Source organism: Methanomethylovorans sp. (genome assembly GCF_041447285.1).
In the GTDB taxonomy this organism is placed as follows: Archaea; Halobacteriota; Methanosarcinia; order Methanosarcinales; family Methanosarcinaceae; genus Methanomethylovorans.
On record NZ_JBGMEB010000002.1, the window covers coordinates 223,986 to 242,814 of the forward strand.

Consider the following 18,829-nt stretch of genomic DNA (forward strand, 5'->3'; position numbering starts at 1 on the left):
TTTAACTATAGGACTCTTACTATTATAAGGGCAAATAGAGGAATGTATTGTTATTGGATGGTTTTCGTATGATAAAATATGTAAACGCTTTTCAAACTCTGGTAATAAAGACTATTATTGTTCTAATGGTGGTTGTAATCCTCAGTTCCACTCTGGAGGTAGGTTGGATAATCTTACGTGGTCTTATTACGCCTCCTTTCTTTTTCCTTAATGTGGAAAAAGTCTTGGATATATTTGGTCTGTTCTTTCTGGTGATAATTGGCATTGAGTTGCTTGAAACCATAAAGATGATCATCACTGAATCCACAATGAATGTTGGTGTAATTATTCTGGTGGGGATCACAGCAATAGTCCGTAAGGTAATAATAATAGACCTGAAAACCACTGCCCCCCTGTTCCTTATGGGGCTGGGGGTGCTTGTCTTTTCCCTTGCCGGTGCTTACTATTTGATCAACATCTCGGGAAAAGAATTCAAATGTGAACTTAAATGAAAAACAACTTCTGCTAAAAAAGAAAGTATTAAAGTGTAGCTGGTAATCTTACAGCTACAATTTCCACTTATTTCACTGTTTCTGGATATGCTTTTTTTAGTTCAGTTCTCGGATCGTTATTGCATTTGAAAGTCAATTTCTGTGAGTGCGCATGGATGTTAATGGCCCATTCAGATCTACCAGTCCCATCATCGCTACTATTGTCCTTGTACTTGACTTCAACATAATTGATACTGGAATTCGGGATGAAGAAATTTTCAGGATTTTCTTTCAATATCTCTTCAGGCTCCATGGTAAAATACCTCTGTGAGTAGTTCATTCCTCCGGCTATCTGACTACTCCATTGTCCGAAGAATCCTTTTCCGTCCTGTTTAGCTTGTTGCCTTGCTTCTTCTGTCACTTTCTTCATGATCTCTGATGTTAGTTTGGCAAAAATACTCTGTTCCTTTGTGACAATGAGAGTAAAGCTATCGTTGGCAAGTCCCATAAATTTTGGTTTATTAAGAGGTCCTATTATTGCAAGTACGTTTTCATTTTTCGACATTTCAATACACCAATATTATACTTATTAAGTATTGGGGACTTCAAGTATTTCAACTTATGGCCGGAATAAAAAGTAGGGTATGAGACAGATAGAAAAGTCTCAAGTTGTCTTCTCAGAGATGTTAACTAATTTCTCTTCCCTTGTTTGACTCTTTATGCTTACAAGGAATGCTGAGATTAGAACCAGAATGCAACCAATGAATACATTCATTCCAAGTTTGACTCCTAGCAATGTGACATCGAATAATACGCCGCTCACCGGTTCTATCAATGAAAGGAGTGAACCAGTTTGGGCTTCCACCTGGGAGAATCCTATGATCGTAAGGAATGCTCCCATTCCTACTGAAACCGCTCCAAATGATGCCAGAACGCTGAGATTATCGGTGAATATATTCCATGGAGTACCGAAAGCAAATGGTGTCATGAGTAAGCAACTAAGTCCCATGGACCAAAAAGCAATACCCATTTGCGGGTACTCATCTTTCATGAGTCTGATATTCATTATCAAGAAGGCTGAAAGAATACCTGTCAAATATACTGGATCTGTTTTAAATCCCGAAAATCCACTTTCCGGTTGTATCACAAGGACTACACCAATGATGGCTATGATCATTGAATATACGCTTTGCTTTGTGATCTTTTCTTTCAGTATGAAAGGTGAGGCGATCATCACATAGATAGGTGATGTATACTCAAGTAATATGGCAATGGAAAAACATGTGGTTTTGACGCAATAGAAGTAGAAAAACATGTTGACAACTGTTACAATACCTTGCAACGCAAGCAGTTTCTTCTTATTTCGAAGCTTGATTTGTGATATATTTCCGGTAGCAATGATTACAAGAAGTATCAGCAATACTCCAAAGAACAGCCTGTAGAAGATCATTGAAGGAATGGACATGCCATGTACATGGGCCAGGAATATTCCCGTGGTTCCGTATAACACACACCCAAGAAGTATGGCCAGATGCCCTTTTCTATCTTCTAACATAGAGCAGAGAAGCCGAAGGTTTCTTAAAAAGATTGCGTGACATTAGATAGCTCAGAAAAGGATTTCCAATATACTGGATAAATCTTCCTTCTAGCAATTATATCAGAATAAGGACAAAATATCACACATTCAAAGGTAAAATGAAACTCTTCAGATTACATTTTTGAGTTTTTGATGCTTATTGCTGGTGTAGCAGGTAAAGCTCTTTTTGCAGCTAGTGCATCTGGATGCAGATCTGTATGTTGCTCCAAAATTACTAGGACTCCCTAGTTTTGATGAGACGCAAATTATCTGTTGTCCTAAAGGCACCGTAGCGAAAACTTGAATTCCACAACCTGGACATATTACGCTTTCACTTGACATATCTGTCTCCCTTTGTTTCCTTTTGCAAAATTACATTAAGTAATTTTGTAATTTGAATAAAAAATGCTCAAAAAAATCATTGGGCAGAAATATGTTAATACATCTGCCTTTTGTGTAATTATAGAATTAGGAATCTGTTAGTTACAGATCTAATATCTAGCTGGTCTATGCTTCTGGTAGCATTCTCTGCAGTATACTGGCCTGTCACCGGATGGCACGAAAGGTACTTCAGTTTCCTGCTTACAGTCTGAGCAAGTTGCTTTGTGCATTTCTCTTGGACCACTTGGTCTGAAGCCACCGCTTCTACCATTTCCGCCTCTACTATCGAATCTCATATTTACTTTCCTTTGTTTAGGTAGTTCGCCTCAGCAATAGCTGAAATCGAGAATTTTCGCATGACAGGTGCGATCTGATCTTAATCAGATCTCAACTTATTGATACGACCAACTCTTTGTTGTTAAATCAATCAATTAAAAGAAGAACACAAGAATGAGATAATCCTTTTATTAAATCGACAAACACTCGAACTCTACTTATATACACACGCATATATTATATAAACGTATTGCTATTAATATATTGATGCTTCTAAATATATATCTCTGTGTGATATCTACTTACTATAAAGAGAGTAGACCTTTACTATTTTCATTTGTTCTGGAGTTATCTCTGTTCCCCTAAGTTCAGTTCATGTAGCATGGCAATTTTATGAACGAACATGCTTATATGATGAAGAATCTATTTGTGCCATGAGCGCAGGCAACACCAGAGGAAATATTAAGATAGGTTTGAACGTAGGAATCGTTCTGAAGCAAGATCAGGGCAGCGGAAAAATCACAAAGGGTGTTGTGAAAAGGATTCTAACCAATTCCTCATCTCATCCACATGGTATAAAGGTTCAATTGGAAGATGGTCGTGTAGGAAGAGTGAAGGAGATATATGCTTCAGACTCTACTTCAGGTACAAGATGATCCTGTGTGACCAAAAAATCTATTACTAATCCTTTTCTCTTTCTGGATGGGTGATGTGATGCAAGGGGAAATCTATCAAGAACTGCCTGAAACTGACAAAATGCCAGTTCTCTTCATCGGGCACGGTTCACCCTTAAATATAATTTTGAGTAACAGCTACACAGAAAGCCTGGTGCGCCTTGGGAAAGAGCTGCCGAAACCTAAGGCCATAATGGTAATTTCTGCACACTGGCTAACAAATGGGACATATGTCACATGCAATGAAAATCCACGATTGATTTACGACTTTTACGGTTTTCCTAGTGAGTTGTATCAGGTCAAGTACCCAAGTTTTGGCTCCCCTGAAGTTGCAGAATTCACAAGTGAATTCGTACGTAGTGTACAGGTTAAATGTAACAATAACTGGGGTTTAGACCATGCTTCATGGGCTGTGCTAAAACACATGTACCCGCAAGCTGATATTCCAATTTTTGAGATGAGTCTCGATTACTCATTTAACGAATGGAATCCTAAAACGGTCAAGTATCATTATGATTTGGCATCAGAGCTTGGAAAATTGCGCAGAAAAGGTGTTCTGATCATTGGAAGTGGCAATATAGTGCACAATCTGGGAATGATTGATTTCAGTAATATCGATGCCAAACCTTTTGACTGGGCTGTTGAATTTGATGAAAAAGTAAAATCTAATCTGCTTTCGGGAAACCACAAATACCTTATTGATTACCGGAATATGGGAAGAACAGCACCTTTTGCAGTACCTACTCTTGACCATTATTTACCTATGATCTACGCTATAGCCTTGCAGGAAAAGGATGATGCCCTTGAATTTGTTCATGAAGGCTTCCAGTATGGTTCTATTTCCATGAGAAGTTTCCGTATAGGATGATCCATAGCAGAAAGTTTCATTATATTAAATGAAATTCTATGAGGAAGTGTTTGGACAGGCATTTTAAGCCTGTCCCATTTATGGAAAATGAATGCACTTACTGTTTTCATCCTCTGTTCTTGATCAGCATTACTTCAATAATATTAGCTGCTTTGTCCTCAGGGACACCCAGAGATTCCTGAATCTTGGTAAGGATGTCTTTTTCTCCCTTTGCGAGTACACCATCTGCCAGTGTAAGGTCAGCTGCAACTGCAAATGCAGTTTCTTTAAGGTCCGCTGGAAGGACATCCTTTGAGGATGTAACTAAAGCATCAACACCCTGACGTTTTATGACACCAACGAGTTTGTTGAACATAGCTGACATTTGCTTGTCATTGAATTTTTCATACAGCTTCATTCTAAGTAATGATGTGATGAGACCTCTTGCTTCCTCTTCTGTAATCTCCCCATCTGCAGCTACTGCAGCCAAGGAAACTGCTGCAAATGCTTCTTCTTTGTTCAGTTTTACTTGCTCTGCTTCTTTGATTCCTTTGACTTTATCAAATAAACCCATTATATCTCTCCTCTATTGTTTTTCCAGGTCGTTGAAAGATATTTTATCGTGACTAGCATCCACGATCAGAATCTCTCTATTCAAGCGATGATGTCCATTCCCTCACTTGTTATACTTTTGTTTCCTGGATTAAACCTGTAATTATGTAATATAAATATATATAATTTCTGTATATATCTCAATTGAAGTTGGGGAATGTGGTACTGCATAATGAATTGTGTATCCACTCCGATTCTTTTGTCATGTTCATTGTGAAATATTTTCTCACTTCATACCAAATAAAAAACGCATCGCTTTATTCCTTCTGATCAGGAATTCATATACCAGCATTATTGTCAAAAATGAAGTTGAACTCAGCACAATGTACTTTGTTGCTACTCCAAGCCCCCAATCCCTTATCTAGAATCCAAAGATTACAATTACAGTCTGGTGGAGTATGTAAAATGGAAGAACAGCCTCATTGGCATATTTAAGGATGGCATTGCTAGAAGTTAAGTATCTGCTGCCAAAACCAAATATTGTCAGAGGCCAGCACCAGGAGGCAGCTGCAGTTAATATATCCTGATATTTTACTACTGATTCAAAGTCGTACAGATAACTCATGATTCCCATCAAAGTGATCCCAACAGCACTAAGTAAGGCTGATATTCTCTGTTTCTCAATTGTATCCTTGAATTTTGGATCAAGTGACAGGATAAATCCTGTTATAAAAAAGACCAAATAGGTCAAAAGACTCCAACCTCCAAAATCTTGCAGCCCTATGATGTTATGTCTATATTGGCCCACAAACATCTCCACAAGGATAAGGGGTATTGCCAACAGGAAAATAGCTCCTGGCTTTGTTAAAACGGAAAATGTACTAGAAGCTATATGGGAGCTTTTTTGCTTTATAACAAGCATGAACAATGGAAGTGTTATCATGGAAAAGATGAAAAGAAACTCCAAATACCATAGATGCAACCCCACCCATGCAAAATTTCCTCCTAATGCATAGAGGCCATCAAAGTAGTGCGGATAAAAGTCAATGAAAGAACCACTAAACTGACCGTATGATGCTCTTTCAATATATACCTGCACAGGCACTATGATGACAAAAGTACCAAATATCAGGGGTATTATAAGCCTTTTAAATCTCTCAAGTATGTATTGTTTTGGAGATCTCCTCGTGAGAGAATAATAAGATGACATTGCAGAGATCATAAAGAACAAAGGCATCATCCATATTTCCAGGACATCCAGAATTATTGAACTTCCTGGAGAAAGCACATTGTTTTTGACATGCCAATATTCAATATTGAAAAATCTACCACAGTGATATAAAAATATAGTTGCCATTCCAAAAATGCGTATCCAATCAATGTCGTAACGTCTTTCTACTTTCTCTTTTGAAGAAGTTATAATATCCATAATAGATTGCATCTCGGTCCCAACCCCTTTCCACTCCCATTATAGATTTTCAGCATTCAGCTATTTATATTCTATCTGTGGGCATCAAGAATCTCTCTCTGGATTTCCTACTGTGTTAAAGTCGAAACAAAATAAAAAACAATATATATGCGTTTCATTTAAGTTTAAACTACCAGTTCAGTTCATCCCTATCTAAGTACCACCCTCCCCCCTTTTAATCTGAACTGGTTTTCATCTTTTCTTATTTCACTGTCTTTGACAGATATTTTTAAAACATTGCTCTGCATAATGTATATGGTATGAAATGCGATTATTGTCAGGGAGAAATACGTGGTATGAAGTGCTTGAGGATACCTTATAAATGCCACTTTTGTGGAGGATCTTTCTGTCTAAAGCACCGCTTGCCAGAATATCATGATTGCAAAACTTCACATCTCCATAAAAGAGACAAGGATCAGAAATAAGCTCCAGCTGCTAAATAAAGCATGGAATGTTCAAATTTTAAGACCGGAACAAAATGAAAATGAATTTATATCATATTTGAGTTTTAAAGACGTGCATCCAGTTCAGGTTAATGTACCACCCAAATCATTTTTGCCTGAACTGGAAACCAACATTTATTTTTTTAGATTGGTTCTATGATTTTTTATACTTGTCTACAGGCAGCCATCACTCCCATTTGTTAGAGCTGAAGTGACTGTTATTTTGACCTTTGTTTAACTTTAATGGCAGGGTAAGAAACAGTCATACTTGTACTGTCCTGTTCAGGATCTTTTTCAGTGGTCACTGTATAGGTTAAGCCATCGGTTGTGATTGTTATGTTTCCATAAAGGTCAGTTCTGTACACAGTGGATGTGTTCTGCAGTCTTTGCAGTATCTCTGAACGGGGAGTAACATCTTCATTATCTGATCCATCTTCCATAATACTTATATCAGGATTTACTTCCCCTATGAACTCCTCTCCTGAATTGTTTACATGGCTACCTACTTTAAGGATATCTGACTCCACATAATATCCTTCGTACATGATACTTTCTTCTGCTTGAAGGCCAGCATCACTCATGAGAAGGAATGATACATTATTATCTACAAGCCTGAGCACCAGAGAATTTTCATTGATGTCTTCAAATAACCTTTTTGGCGGGTTCAATACCTGAACTTGTATACCTGAAGCAAAGGCCAGTGCTTCTCCACGTTTTGGTGATTGGTATTGAATGCTTTTATTTTGAATAATACTAAGCAGATTTTCATAGCTTTTATTCGTGTATAAGTATCCTGAGTCTACAAACTTTCCCACTGGGTATTCATTCAATATGTCAATTATACTGCCGATGTTTTCTGGATATGGATGAGTCCAGACTACAATATCGATAATAGAAACTCCTTGCTCCTTAAGGAATGCCGAGACATTGGCAGCCTTGTCACTTCCCCCTGCATCGATGAGCATTGTTTTATTAGCATATTCTACAAGGATTGAATCTCCCTGGTCCACATCTATGAAGTGAACTGTAAGGTTGCTTTTTTGAGTGCCAGATGGCGATTTTTCAGGAGATGAATATTGGTTTTCAGAAGTGTTCCAATTTACAGTGTTATTTGATATCTCTTCGGGAGTGGCATTCTCCGGTGTAGCATTTGTTGTATTTTCATAAGTTTGATCTGTAGAATTCACCGAGCGTTTAGCCGGTTCTTGAAGTAGGACACCAAGCATTACAAGCAGAATAAACGCTATTAGTATCCATTTCAGTTCCTTTCTGATATTATCCCCTCTACTCTGTAGACAAAGTATGCCTTAAGATCCAATGCAGATAAACTTTTCTTGTTCTATTATTAGTTTTCTATTGGAGAGGCAAGTAGCACTCTTTTCTATTAAATGAGTAGCAGTCCCCGCTGCCAATCGTTCACTATGCGTATGCCTACTCTTGTATCGTCTATTTCGCCTTTCTTTTTCAGGCAGTTTGTCTGTCTGCCGATTAGTTCTAGTACATCGTAGGAGTCCTGGTTCTCAATGGTGACCTTGTAGAATTCTTCCAAAGCCGTTTTGTTCTCGACACACATTTTCTCTATGATCTTCAAAGCTACTCCTATTGGGTCTTTCAGATGAGTAGCGTCCTTTATACCGAGCATCCCTTGCATGTATTCATCATGCTCGTCAAACGGTATCACTCCGGGTGTATCGATGAACTTGATGCGTGATCCTGCATTCACAAGCTGCACACCTTTTGTATGGCCTGAGATGGAAGAAGTACTGGCACGATGCCGTCCGGCCACTCCATTGATAACTGAGGATTTTCCAGTATTCGGATATCCAAGGCTGCCTACAAGTATGTCCCCGTCCTTTTTATCGGCAATTTCAAGGATCTTGTGCCTAAGCATCGTTGTTCCGAATCTCTCTTTGCTGGATATGAATACAGTAGGTGCAATCTTCGACAAGCGGGATTTTGTTTTCTCAAGGTTCTCCTGTGATACAAGATCGCATTTGCTCATGACTATAATAAAAGGTTTTTTGGCATATACTATTTCAGCTTCTACTTCGCTGTTCCGGGTTTCATCTGGAAACCGGGCATCTACCACTTCAAGCAGGACGTCCGCTTTTCTAATAACGTCCTTTACCATTACCTTGTAGCTTGCCATGGTACAGGTAATGCTTCGTGAGCATATAAGGATGTCAGAGTAGAATCTAACTCAACTCTAATCTATTATATTATATATTAATACACTACTGTTAATAGCAAAGTATATATCCTGTTAGTAATGTAGTACTAACTGCTTAGCATGTCTGTAAAACAAATCTTTGAGAAAATAGGGGCATTTATAGAAAAGCGGCCCAAAACAATAATTTTGATCGCGATTATCTTGATGCTTGTATCATTGCAGGGTGCTGGCCTCATAGAAAACAAGAGTGGGACAGATACCTTTGTCAAAAAGGGTTCTGAAACTTACCAGAACTATGACCATCTGTATAAACAAAATTTCGGCAGCGAAGTTATAGTTGTGCTTGTAGATTCTGATGATGTGAGGCAATCCAATGTTCTTGAGGCAATAGACAAGTTTGATATGATCATCGCTGAAGACAAAGATGTTGAAAATGTTATCAGTCTGGCTTCACTCGTCAAAAGTGCAGCTTCTTCTGCAACAGGTCGCGAAGAAATTCCAGATGACACTACCATTCTGACACTTATTGACAATTTACCTTCTACTTATGTTGATACTTTCATGCCAGATACCACACATACTGTCGTGATGGTCCAGATGCCTGGGGGTATTAGTGAGGATAATAAGAAAAGGCTACTTGGCGAGGTAGAAAAGACCATTGCATTAGTTGATTTTCCATCAGGCACTACTGCTATAGCCACCGGCGATCCGGCATTCTCAATAGCAATGTCAGAGGAAATGAGTTCAAGTCTTTCAAGCATGCTAGTCCTTGCATTTATTCTGATGATAATTGGTCTGCTCATTGTCTTTAGTCATGTAAGATGGTGCTTGCTTCCAATACCTGTCATTCTTGTAGGTCTGATTTTTACCTTTGGTGCAATGGGCTTCCTCAGTATTCCAATGACCATGGCATCAATGGCAGTATTCCCCATTCTTATCGGATTAGGGGCAGATTATGCAATTCAGTTCCAGAACCGTATTGAAGAGGAACTTGCAAAAGGAGAATCTGCCGAAGATGCTGTAATAGATACCATTAAGCATACAGGTCCTGCTGTCGCTACAGCAGTTGTGGCAACATGTTTGGGATTTGTTGCTCTTTTCATTTCTCCTGTTCCTATGATACAGGATTTTGGAAAGATGAGTCTTGTAGGAGTTCTTCTTTGTTATCTCGTTTCAATGTTTTTGCTTGTGTCCTTATTGTACCGGCTTGATAGAAGGTCACTGGAAAAGGAAATGAAAAAGAAGCAAAATGGAGAAACAGTTGTTGCAAAGAAAAATGAACCTAAGACTTCTTCGATGGGAAAAGTTATCTCCAGAATTTCCATGCTAACTACAAAACACTATGCTATTGTCATAACAGTTGCAACTCTCCTTGCAATTGCAGGACTATATGCAGATGAGCGTGTGGGAGTGCAGACCGATACAAAGGATTTTGTACCCCAAGACATGCAGGCATTGCAGGACCTGAACAAATTAGATAGGGTTATGGGTGGAACTGATACCTTAAATGTGATCATCAGAGCCGATGATATCTTAGACCCGGACCTCTTACAATGGATGATCGATTTTGGGAAACTGGAAGAAGAAGGCCATAGTCAGATAACTGGGTCAAGCAGTATAGGTTCAGTGGTAAACTCTAGCTATGGTTCCATCCCCTCTGACAGAGATACGATTGTTACAATTACTGACAGCATGTCTTCAGTAGTTACTGACCAATACATAGAAGGGGGAAATCTCGGTGTCCTCAATCTCAAGCTTGCAAGTGATTTAGATTCAAATCAGCTTTCTAATGTTATATCCTCAGTTGAAAATGACCTTAAGTGGTATGCGCCACCTCCCGGAGTAACTGTTACTGTTACAGGAAGCACTTTCATGCAGAATTCAATAATCGGTGCTCTTACTTCGGGACGAACTGAAATGGGTTACCTGGGTATGGTAATTATCTTTGTGGGTATGGTGATTATCTACAAGGATTGGCTGAAATCATTGGCTACAATACTGCCTATTGTCATGGTTACCGGCTGGATTGGTGGTGTTATGTATGTGCTTGACATGAAATACAACCCACTTACAGCTACACTGGGTGCTCTAGCCATAGGAATTGGAGCCGAATTTACTATACTTATGCTGGAACGTTATTTCGAGGAACGTGAAAGAGGACTGGAACCATCTGATGCTATGGAAACAGCTGCACAAAAAATAGGACCAGCTATCCTTGCATCAGGATTTACTGTAATATTTGGTTTCTCAGCCCTAGTAATATCCTCGTTCCCAATGTTACGTGATTTCGGAACTGTTACGGTTATAGCCGTAGCTTTTTCGTTACTCAGCACAATTGTTGTCCTTCCACCTATCATGGTTAACCTGGACAAATGGAGATTAAGACGTAAAACATCAGAAAAATGTATGGAAACTAATAAGGTGAGTATATGATATCCCTGAAAAATATGAACGTGCTTGCGATAGCAATCTTATTACTTAGTTGTGTTTCGATTGCATCTGCAAGTGTAGATGAGGATGTTGTCAGTGAAATTGCAAGCGATTATTATGATGTCTACGGGTCTCCTCATTTAGTAGCAAACCTTGCTTGTGATGAAGTATTTGAAAGAGGGGAAGAAGCTACCCTTTATGTAAATATACTAAACGATGGAAAGATTACAGGTTTCGAGGCCAATGAAGACGACATCGAAGACGATCTTGAGGAGTATGGAGAAACACTTACCCGTACATATATGGCCAGTGAACTTTCTTCCGATAGGGCAATTACAACAGCAGATTCAATGACTGCAACGCTTTCACTTGTAGATCCAAATGCACCTATAGATATTCAAGAAGATACTCTGCTCTTAGGTTCATTGAGCTCTGGAAAGTCCTTATCAACCCCTGCAAAATTCCCAATCGAAATCTATGATAATGCAAAAGCTGGTACTTATGATCTCAGGCTCAATATATCCTATAGATCACAGAGGGATTCTGCAGTCACTCCGCCTTATGGTGATACTTACTACTGGTATGAGGACATGAACCAGTCAATGATACTTCATGTAGTTGTTGAAGAAGAACCATATTTCAAGATATCAAATGTTGAATCTGATCTGAAGGCAGGCGATGAAAAGACTATCAACGTAACATACACCAATACCGGGGAACAGGTAGCACGTGAATGTATTGCAAGGATAAGCGTTGTTGATCCTTTTACCACTACAGACGATCAGTCATATCTCGGGGATATGAATCCGGGTGAGTCAAAGACAGCAACATTTGATGTAAATGTGGCAGAAGATGCGACCATTAAGAACTATTCGATAAGCAGTGAGATAAAATACAAAGATGTACACGACGAAAGCCAGTATTCAGATAACCTGAAAGTACCTGTGGATGTCAGTGCTGCCGAAAAAATGAATGCATCTGTTGCAGTTGGATTTGTAGTCCTTGTAGGTATTATAGGCACACCTGTATATCTTATAAAGAAGAAAAAGAAAAATAACTAAGATGGTACTAAAGTGACATGATGAATAAACTGATCGAATCTCTTCAGCAACTGGGTCTTACTTCCTATGAAGCCAAAGTACTTATTGCACTTACACGGTACGGTAGCGGGAATGTGGCGGATATCCATGCATTGTCGGGTATCCCCCGCTCTGCCGTGTACGGTGTGCTAACCAAACTTAACGATAAAGGAATAATCGAGACTCAAAATACCAAACCCATGCGTTACAGAGCATTAGCTCCGGCCCAGGTTATTGACAGGCTGAAAGTGAACTATGAAAATGCTGTTGAAACATCTTTAGAGCAACTTGAGAAGATATATCATGCGCCTGATACTTCAGTAGAAGAAGATGGTGTATGGAACATCAGCGGTGTGAAGAACGTTACTGATAAGATCGTCCAAATGCTGGACTCGGCTAAAGAAGAGATAATACTTGCATCAACCTATCCTTCTTTGGACAAAGCCACAGAAACGTATCCTGTTATGGATATTATCAGCACTAAAATTCAGGAAAAGATAGATGAGGGTTTGAAGGTTAAGGTCACTATCAGTGAACATCAGGCAAGAAGTGACTATCGGGGCGGCAAAAAGTCCATTCATGGTGCTGAGGTGAAGGTGTATTCTACTGATGACAGTTCTCATCCTTTGAAGGGTGGAATAATTGTCATAGATGACAAAGAGCTCCTAATAATTACTGTAAAGGATGAAGTCACTCCTCCAAATCTCATTGCCACATGGTACAACGGAAAGGAACAGGTCTCGATTTTCAGGCATTTTATTGAAGTAGAATGGAATGCATCCAGACCTCTGGAATACTGAGAATATTTTCAATTTTGAACTTTGGGCTCTATAGAAATCCTAACTAGAATTACATACACAATCTCTTTCGCCTGATTTCTATATTTTCTGGCCTTTAGTTCTTCCCCATATTTTCTCTTAAGGACGGAAAATGCAGTTTCAACCAGGTTTTTTTCTATGATAGGTTTATTCATCAAACTCTAATATGATTTTCCTTCGATAGTAACCTCTGATTTTCTTTCCTTTTCTATTTCTTAGAAGAATTATAGCTACTGCTTGTAATTGCTCTCTTGTTAGTGAATGAATGTTATGAAAATGAAAAAAAGAGAAACATGAAATTGTCTTTGATATCTAAAAATATCTAACACAGATTCCGTAGTATTATGCCCAAATCAAAGAGTAAAGACATGATTATGTACGTTTTATGTATCATTCTGAATTCAGAAAATCAATAACAGCATTAGCATAATCTTCTGGAGCATACATTTCACCTGAATGTACAATTCCTTCAAACATGATACTTTGTGCATGAGGAAGCCTTGTTTCCATTGTATCAGAAACTTCAGATGGTGTCAGTACATCTGCAGTGCCGGTAAGGAGTAATATATTAATACTGATATCAGGCAGTCTTTCATATGTTCCATTCCATTCGAGGTTTGCCTCTGCATATTTCCTGAGCACCGGATCTGCATCAGGGTTGTCTGCAACAGCCTCAAGTCCATTCGTCAGGATTGCTGTTTCAGATATATTAAGACTGTAAGTTGCTGATGAAAGAATAAGGGTATCAACCTTTTCAGGATATGCAAGTGTCACTTCCTGGGCAATTGAAGCTCCCATGGATACACCATACAGATTTAAAGAAGATAGTCCAAGTGCATCTATAAATCCGGCAGTATCGTTAGCAAACAGTGACATCGAGTATGTTTCATTGTTATCCGATGAATATCCCATTCCTCTATTATCAAAGAGGATAACCGTATTATTGACAGCTAGCATTCCGATAAAGGTATCATTGCACTTGTCCATTGTTGCACCAAATGGAAGAATTATAAGGATCGGCTCCCCTGAACCAAATTCCCTGTAACCGATCTCAATACCATTGACGGAAGCATATTTTACAGGAGCGTCAACTATCATAAGAGAGTTGTTTGCTGTACCGGACTGTTCATACAATGTGTTTTCAGATTGCGCCCCAATACAACCAGATAGCATTGTAATTGCAATAAGCGATGTTAGAACAAGAGGATGCATCAGTCCCATAAAATATAAATGAAGTTTAACTTATAAAAAAGTACCTGGCAAGCACTTCAAAATATACAGGCTGAATTTAACTATATAGTTCAATTGGCTTATAAATAAACTAAGATGTAACGAAACTGAGATTGAGGTTTGCGAAAAAGAATACTAATAGAAAACATAGTGTGCGATATGGAGCGTCAATTCGGGACTTCGCACTCCCCCCTTCCTTAAATGCTTTTAATAACAGATTATTAAATTATTCATTTGGTATTTAATGGAACTGCATTTTGCAGCTCTGTAGAAATCGTTTCTCTTCGAGGAACTAATCATATTGACATTTTTAACGAATGTGTCTGTATATATCGCTCTATACCTACATTTCAGGCTGATGATTTTGACTTTTATAAGTATTCTACAGAGCCGACCTTTGCTATTTTATACCATATGGGCATACGTAAAGGTATATGCCACATACTTTTATTTTGTCTTTTTCCCAGTGATAAGTCAGCTACACCGCAGAAAATATCGTAAAATATACCGCTGATTTTTGCCAGATCCTGTATCTCTTATTGAGGTCCATACGAATAACAATCGTTTGTATCTGATAATTTTTCGGAATCAGTACATTTATGAGTCTTCCCGGCATCCATCCTATCAATGAAGGATAGTGAAAAGGAAATAATTTCCACTCTTAAGTATGTTTCCCACATGAAGCCTGAGTTCATGCTTTCGGAGATGAGGAATTACATTACAAGTGACACGTCTGTTGAACAGATCTACAGCACGATCAGACCATTTCTATACGAGCTAGGCATTGATGCCAGCCCTGAAGGCCCTGACTTCAGGATAAAGCTTTCTTCTCCTGCAACAGTGATGGAGCTTACCGAAGAAGAAGTAAAGAAAACTGAACTTTTCCTCAGGTCGGCAGTGGTATCAGCAAAACTGCAGACGATCATAGAACAATACGTCAGCAAGAAGACCGCCAAGAATTGGGATGATCCTCTTGTCCTGGACAGGATCAGAAAAGCAGTCGTAGGTCAAAAGAATGCATACTGGAAAGAAGGAAGTTCCCGAAAGATCTCTTATGAAAAAGGCTACAATGTGCTGGGGTACCTTGCTTATCAGTTTCCTGTGTATTTTGTGCAGTTCCAGCACATACTTTACGGCATGGCTCAGGCAGGGATACTTAAAACGCGGATGAAAATCCTTGATGTGGGTACAGGTCCGGGCACTGTGCCTCTGGCTATTGCTGATTTCTATAAGAGACTGGAAGCTTGCAAGGCTGACATCTACTGTGTCGAACTATACGATGAGAGTATTGAAGCTTTCAATTCCATTGTTCCGCAATATGTACCTGATTCCATAACTGTCCACGAACCTATAAGGTCAGATGTGAGTAAAATTAAGCCAGAGAGCCTGCCTGAAGATATCGACCTTATGGTGTTCTCCAATGTGCTCAATGAGATCAAGGATGCTACAACTGAACAAAAAGCTGACATTGTGATGAAATTGGCGCAAAGGCTTGCATCTGATGGAAGTATACTGGTAATAGAGCCTGCCGATAGAGTGAATTCAGTAGAGATGCGCAAGTTGAGTATTGCACTCAAGAATGCAGGTCTTGGAATATATGCTCCATGTTCTTTTATATGGGGTGCAGGCTGCAGCCTTGAAGAATGCTGGAGCTTTGAACAAAAGCAGGATATAAATCCCACACTGCTGATGCGTAAGCTATCAGAATGTGATGAACCATACCGCTATATCAACACTGACATTAAGTATTCTTATTTTATAGTGAGAAAAGATGGTCTCACTAAAGAGTGCTATAAAGTCCCGCCCAAGGCAAAGTTCGCCCGTTTCTCTAAAATGGGTACACACAAAGATAAACGCATTAATGTAGTGTGTTCCCTTATGTCCGCTGACCTGGGGGATGAACAGTACAGCCTATACAAGATATGTGATGGAACTTCCAGAAAAGCAGTATATGCGGTTCTTCCCTGGCATAATGTCACCGAGGACAATAGCCTTATTAAAAGAGCAAAGTACGGGGAAGTATTAGAGATCTATAATGTGCTTGTGAACTATAATAAGGAAAAAGATGCGTATAATCTTCTGCTGAGCAAGGGAAGTACAGTTAGCCGGGCTGGCGATGAAAAAGACTATTAATTGTCTTTTTCTCTAATTTTATCTATTCAAACGCTTTATTTATTCGCTGATAACTGCGAATTTATTTGAAGTTTAAGAAGTTCTTTAATATGTGCACATCCATATTATGCATTGTTAGCTTAAAAGGGTGAAATTTATGAAAAGAGCACAATTCATAATGTACGGATTACTTGCTGTGCTTCTTGTCTACATGACAGGAACTACAGCATTTGCAGGTGATGCGGTAATTTCCGAGCCTGCGGTGGAGATTACAAACAAGGTTATCTCTTCAACAGTAGGTGGTGCAGTTTCTAACGCTGGAACAACCACTGAAATGGGTACAATAAATGTAGATCCAAGCTACAATTATCTGATGTTGCAACCTGGAAACAGTGAGAACTTCACAGTTACTGTAACAAACCTTCAAGATGTCGCAGTTACACTGCACCCTACAATGGTTGTTACTCCATACACTTATAGTTACATGGACGAAAGCTGGGTAACAATAACCCCTTCAGAGGCGTCTATTGGGGCCGGCGAAAAGGCACAGTTCGAAGTGAAGATCTCCATTCCAGAGGATGCTGAGATCGGGAACTATGCTGCAACATTGGCCTTTATGGAAAATATACCTGAAGGTGATATCCTGTACCCTGGATTCCCAGGCACTGTACAATTGAACGTAGATGTCTGGACACCTCCACAGGTACAGATACTTACAACATACATATACGACAGAGTGGAAGCTGGAAAGGTATACAACTACGAGATAATGCTCAAGAATACCGGTGACTCGGAGATAGCAATTGATCCAAAACTTGTGGAAAACATGTACTATCCCATGATTGCTGAAAAAGCTTCAGTTGCAGTAGATTCTGCATCATCGATGCCATATTATGGTGGATATGAGCAGGCCTTCGGGGCAGATGCCATTACAATAACTGGTCCTTCAAGCATAAAGCCGGGGGAAACTGCTGTTGTCAAGGTTCAGCTAGAGGTGCCTGATGACGCACAGGGAGATTTCTCCGGCAGCATAGACCTGAACATTGACGATCCGGGCATCCGTGAGTATGAAGGAATGGTTTCCCTTAACTTCCATGTGGCAGTACAGCCTGAGAAGCCCTATGAGATCCCATTTAAGGTAAATGATAATGGAACAGTTACCATTGAACTTACATCACACATGTATGACATGTATGCCTCAAGCAGCAGTGCAGATCCATCCTTTGAGGTCAAGCTCATAAACCCACAGGGCAACGAGGTTGAAGCAGTAAAGGCAGGCGTGCAGTATGGTGGTTCAGTTACAGTCGGAAGTATATCCTACCCCGTAATAATGGCATCTGGGGAAACTTCCGAATATCAGAGCTACTCACAGGATTATGTGGAGACTTACACAGTGCAGGCATCTGCAGGTCAGTGGACTCTGTCAGTAATGCCGCACAACACAGAGAACTTTGAGTACTCCATAAAGATCGGACCTTCCCAATGAACATGAACTGAGGTGCCAGCCTGACTGACGGGAACTAGAGGGGAAGCTGGCACTTCTCATCTTTTATTTTTGTATCTTTCATATTCATATTGACCTGATTATCATCAATTAAAAAAATGCCATCGTATATCCTATCGATATTAAATCCGACCAGGAAACTTCCCAGCATTTGTTTTTGATCTGCACATATCTTTAGCTGCAGGTAATCGTGAGTATAGCTGGAAGGTATCCCTATAACAGCATCAGATATGCCCCAAAGAGGATCTAACTGCGGGCAAGGCTGTTCTGTGACTATCATACTAATAGGATTATCTATGTCACTATTTCTTAGGGCTTCTTTGTCGTAGAAGATGATGTTACCCATCACAAACGAATCATTGCATTCAGTGAACTTTTTGATGATATTTTTATCCTGTGTATCTTCACCTATCATTTTTCCTTTGTGGAAAAGTTGTATGGTATTTTCTGGCCAGTCATATTCTTTGTCAACCATGAGGGATAATACCACATCAGAACTCAGTACTTTCCTTATTCCAACATTGTATTTCCGTCCGATCATCTTGCAACCGATCTGTTCGTCCAGACTTTCAAGCTTTTTTATCTTCCTTATATCCACTGAATCAAGGGGTATTACTTGACAAACACCTTTAATAGCTCCAAGTTCTTTTTTTGCGGATTCAGTTATTTTTATTCGTTGGATTATTTTTACCATCGAATTTGTCATATATCAAAAATACAACTTATATTATTTAAAATACTCTCATTCATTAATATATCTATAATTTTTGTTTGCACTATTGCACACAATAGTTTAATC

The 18,829-nt window shown here is 39.2% G+C and carries 18 protein-coding genes and 1 pseudogene; 9 read left to right on the forward strand and 10 right to left on the reverse strand.

Annotated features, from left to right (window positions below; all coding sequences use genetic code 11):
* Positions 1-68: 68 nt before the first annotated feature.
* Complete coding sequence (locus tag ACC612_RS01370) at positions 69-491, forward strand: phosphate-starvation-inducible PsiE family protein (RefSeq protein WP_371852662.1); 423 nt, start codon at positions 69-71, stop codon at positions 489-491.
* Positions 492-558: 67 nt separating this feature from the next.
* Here the strand turns inward: ACC612_RS01370 and ACC612_RS01375 are convergent, their stop codons facing one another.
* The 3 genes from ACC612_RS01375 to ACC612_RS01385 all read right to left on the reverse strand — a co-directional run bounded on the left by ACC612_RS01375 (position 559) and on the right by ACC612_RS01385 (position 2,723).
* On the reverse strand, positions 559-1,035 hold the full coding sequence (locus tag ACC612_RS01375) for a hypothetical protein (RefSeq protein ID WP_371852663.1): 477 nt from the start codon (positions 1,033-1,035) through the stop codon (positions 559-561).
* A gap of 99 nt (positions 1,036-1,134) precedes the next feature.
* Positions 1,135-2,025, reverse strand: a complete 891-nt coding sequence (locus ACC612_RS01380) for a DMT family transporter (protein WP_371852664.1) — start codon at positions 2,023-2,025, stop codon at positions 1,135-1,137.
* A 512-nt stretch (positions 2,026-2,537) separates the two neighbouring features.
* On the reverse strand, positions 2,538-2,723 hold the full coding sequence (locus ACC612_RS01385) for a CxxC-x17-CxxC domain-containing protein (RefSeq protein ID WP_371852665.1): 186 nt from the start codon (positions 2,721-2,723) through the stop codon (positions 2,538-2,540).
* A 414-nt stretch (positions 2,724-3,137) separates the two neighbouring features.
* Here ACC612_RS01385 and ACC612_RS01390 point away from each other — a divergent pair, with 414 nt between their 5' ends.
* Entirely contained in the window at positions 3,138-3,359 is a 222-nt protein-coding gene (locus ACC612_RS01390; protein ID WP_371852666.1) for a YwbE family protein, read from the forward strand.
* A gap of 58 nt (positions 3,360-3,417) precedes the next feature.
* Positions 3,418-4,245, forward strand: a complete 828-nt coding sequence (ygiD, locus tag ACC612_RS01395; protein WP_371852667.1) for a 4,5-DOPA dioxygenase extradiol — start codon at positions 3,418-3,420, stop codon at positions 4,243-4,245.
* Between the two features lie 106 nt (positions 4,246-4,351).
* Here the strand turns inward: ygiD and ACC612_RS01400 are convergent, their stop codons facing one another.
* Both ACC612_RS01400 and ACC612_RS01405 read right to left on the reverse strand, forming a co-directional pair.
* The gene (locus ACC612_RS01400; RefSeq protein ID WP_371852668.1) at positions 4,352-4,798 is read right to left on the reverse strand and encodes a tellurite resistance TerB family protein; all 447 of its coding nucleotides are present in this window, start codon (positions 4,796-4,798) and stop codon (positions 4,352-4,354) included.
* A gap of 399 nt (positions 4,799-5,197) precedes the next feature.
* Positions 5,198-6,217: an acyltransferase family protein gene (locus tag ACC612_RS01405; RefSeq protein ID WP_371852669.1), complete on the reverse strand. Its 1,020-nt coding sequence runs from the start codon at positions 6,215-6,217 to the stop codon at positions 5,198-5,200.
* Between the two features lie 323 nt (positions 6,218-6,540).
* On the opposite strand from ACC612_RS01405, the gene ACC612_RS01410 reads away from it, so the two are divergent.
* Positions 6,541-6,669: an AN1-type zinc finger domain-containing protein gene (locus ACC612_RS01410; RefSeq protein WP_371852700.1), complete on the forward strand. Its 129-nt coding sequence runs from the start codon at positions 6,541-6,543 to the stop codon at positions 6,667-6,669.
* Between the two features lie 236 nt (positions 6,670-6,905).
* On the opposite strand, the gene ACC612_RS01415 is transcribed toward ACC612_RS01410, so the two are convergent.
* Positions 6,906-7,913 (reverse strand): ComEC/Rec2 family competence protein, encoded by a 1,008-nt coding sequence (locus ACC612_RS01415; protein WP_371852670.1) that lies wholly within the window; start codon positions 7,911-7,913, stop codon positions 6,906-6,908.
* A 158-nt stretch (positions 7,914-8,071) separates the two neighbouring features.
* Positions 8,072-8,836 (reverse strand): GTPase, encoded by a 765-nt coding sequence (locus ACC612_RS01420; protein ID WP_371852671.1) that lies wholly within the window; start codon positions 8,834-8,836, stop codon positions 8,072-8,074.
* 141 nt (positions 8,837-8,977) lie between these two features.
* Between ACC612_RS01420 and ACC612_RS01425 the strand changes: the two genes are divergently transcribed.
* The 3 genes from ACC612_RS01425 to ACC612_RS01435 are packed head-to-tail and all read left to right on the forward strand — an operon-like array spanning position 8,978 to position 13,166.
* Positions 8,978-11,290 carry an RND family transporter gene (locus ACC612_RS01425; protein ID WP_371852672.1) on the forward strand — a complete coding sequence of 771 codons (2,313 nt, stop codon included), beginning with the start codon at positions 8,978-8,980 and terminating at the stop codon, positions 11,288-11,290.
* Complete coding sequence (locus ACC612_RS01430) at positions 11,287-12,348, forward strand: COG1361 S-layer family protein (protein ID WP_371852673.1); 1,062 nt, start codon at positions 11,287-11,289, stop codon at positions 12,346-12,348. Before ACC612_RS01425 ends, ACC612_RS01430 begins: the two co-directional genes overlap by 4 nt.
* A 20-nt stretch (positions 12,349-12,368) precedes the next feature.
* The gene (locus ACC612_RS01435) at positions 12,369-13,166 is read left to right on the forward strand and encodes a TrmB family transcriptional regulator (RefSeq protein ID WP_371852674.1); all 798 of its coding nucleotides are present in this window, start codon (positions 12,369-12,371) and stop codon (positions 13,164-13,166) included.
* Positions 13,167-13,174: 8 nt separating this feature from the next.
* Here ACC612_RS01435 and ACC612_RS01440 read toward each other — a convergent pair.
* Positions 13,175-13,451, reverse strand: a pseudogene (locus tag ACC612_RS01440) (IS5/IS1182 family transposase); the annotation flags it as partial.
* A gap of 123 nt (positions 13,452-13,574) precedes the next feature.
* On the reverse strand, positions 13,575-14,405 hold the full coding sequence (locus ACC612_RS01445) for an alpha/beta fold hydrolase (protein ID WP_371852675.1): 831 nt from the start codon (positions 14,403-14,405) through the stop codon (positions 13,575-13,577).
* Positions 14,406-15,041: 636 nt separating this feature from the next.
* On the opposite strand from ACC612_RS01445, the gene ACC612_RS01450 reads away from it, so the two are divergent.
* Together ACC612_RS01450 and ACC612_RS01455 are read left to right on the forward strand one after the other, a co-directional pair.
* Entirely contained in the window at positions 15,042-16,547 is a 1,506-nt protein-coding gene (locus ACC612_RS01450) for a small ribosomal subunit Rsm22 family protein (RefSeq protein WP_371852676.1), read from the forward strand.
* 136 nt (positions 16,548-16,683) lie between these two features.
* Positions 16,684-18,012, forward strand: a complete 1,329-nt coding sequence (locus ACC612_RS01455) for a hypothetical protein (protein WP_371852677.1) — start codon at positions 16,684-16,686, stop codon at positions 18,010-18,012.
* Positions 18,013-18,046: 34 nt separating this feature from the next.
* Here ACC612_RS01455 and ACC612_RS01460 read toward each other — a convergent pair whose 3' ends face one another.
* A complete protein-coding gene (locus ACC612_RS01460) occupies positions 18,047-18,724 on the reverse strand; it encodes a hypothetical protein (RefSeq protein WP_371852678.1) in 678 nt (225 codons plus the stop codon).
* Positions 18,725-18,829 lie beyond the last annotated feature (105 nt).

What these genes read in the sequence shown, in the direction of transcription:
- ACC612_RS01370 (WP_371852662.1), top strand. Translation starts at nt 69, where the DNA reads ATGATAAAATATGTAAACGCTTTTCAAACTCTGGTAATAAAGACTATT.
- ygiD (WP_371852667.1), top strand. Translation starts at nt 3,418, where the DNA reads ATGCAAGGGGAAATCTATCAAGAACTGCCTGAAACTGACAAAATGCCA.
- ACC612_RS01390 (WP_371852666.1), top strand. Translation starts at nt 3,138, where the DNA reads ATGAGCGCAGGCAACACCAGAGGAAATATTAAGATAGGTTTGAACGTA.
- ACC612_RS01420 (WP_371852671.1), bottom strand. Translation starts at nt 8,836, where the DNA reads ATGGCAAGCTACAAGGTAATGGTAAAGGACGTTATTAGAAAAGCGGAC.
- ACC612_RS01435 (WP_371852674.1), top strand. Translation starts at nt 12,369, where the DNA reads ATGAATAAACTGATCGAATCTCTTCAGCAACTGGGTCTTACTTCCTAT.
- ACC612_RS01425 (WP_371852672.1), top strand. Translation starts at nt 8,978, where the DNA reads ATGTCTGTAAAACAAATCTTTGAGAAAATAGGGGCATTTATAGAAAAG.
- ACC612_RS01455 (WP_371852677.1), top strand. Translation starts at nt 16,684, where the DNA reads ATGAAAAGAGCACAATTCATAATGTACGGATTACTTGCTGTGCTTCTT.
- ACC612_RS01415 (WP_371852670.1), bottom strand. Translation starts at nt 7,913, where the DNA reads ATGCTTGGTGTCCTACTTCAAGAACCGGCTAAACGCTCGGTGAATTCT.
- ACC612_RS01430 (WP_371852673.1), top strand. Translation starts at nt 11,287, where the DNA reads ATGATATCCCTGAAAAATATGAACGTGCTTGCGATAGCAATCTTATTA.
- ACC612_RS01445 (WP_371852675.1), bottom strand. Translation starts at nt 14,405, where the DNA reads ATGGGACTGATGCATCCTCTTGTTCTAACATCGCTTATTGCAATTACA.
- ACC612_RS01450 (WP_371852676.1), top strand. Translation starts at nt 15,042, where the DNA reads ATGAAGGATAGTGAAAAGGAAATAATTTCCACTCTTAAGTATGTTTCC.
- ACC612_RS01380 (WP_371852664.1), bottom strand. Translation starts at nt 2,025, where the DNA reads ATGTTAGAAGATAGAAAAGGGCATCTGGCCATACTTCTTGGGTGTGTG.
- ACC612_RS01460 (WP_371852678.1), bottom strand. Translation starts at nt 18,724, where the DNA reads ATGGTAAAAATAATCCAACGAATAAAAATAACTGAATCCGCAAAAAAA.
- ACC612_RS01400 (WP_371852668.1), bottom strand. Translation starts at nt 4,798, where the DNA reads ATGGGTTTATTTGATAAAGTCAAAGGAATCAAAGAAGCAGAGCAAGTA.
- ACC612_RS01405 (WP_371852669.1), bottom strand. Translation starts at nt 6,217, where the DNA reads ATGCAATCTATTATGGATATTATAACTTCTTCAAAAGAGAAAGTAGAA.
- ACC612_RS01385 (WP_371852665.1), bottom strand. Translation starts at nt 2,723, where the DNA reads ATGAGATTCGATAGTAGAGGCGGAAATGGTAGAAGCGGTGGCTTCAGA.
- ACC612_RS01375 (WP_371852663.1), bottom strand. Translation starts at nt 1,035, where the DNA reads ATGTCGAAAAATGAAAACGTACTTGCAATAATAGGACCTCTTAATAAA.
- ACC612_RS01410 (WP_371852700.1), top strand. Translation starts at nt 6,541, where the DNA reads ATGAAGTGCTTGAGGATACCTTATAAATGCCACTTTTGTGGAGGATCT.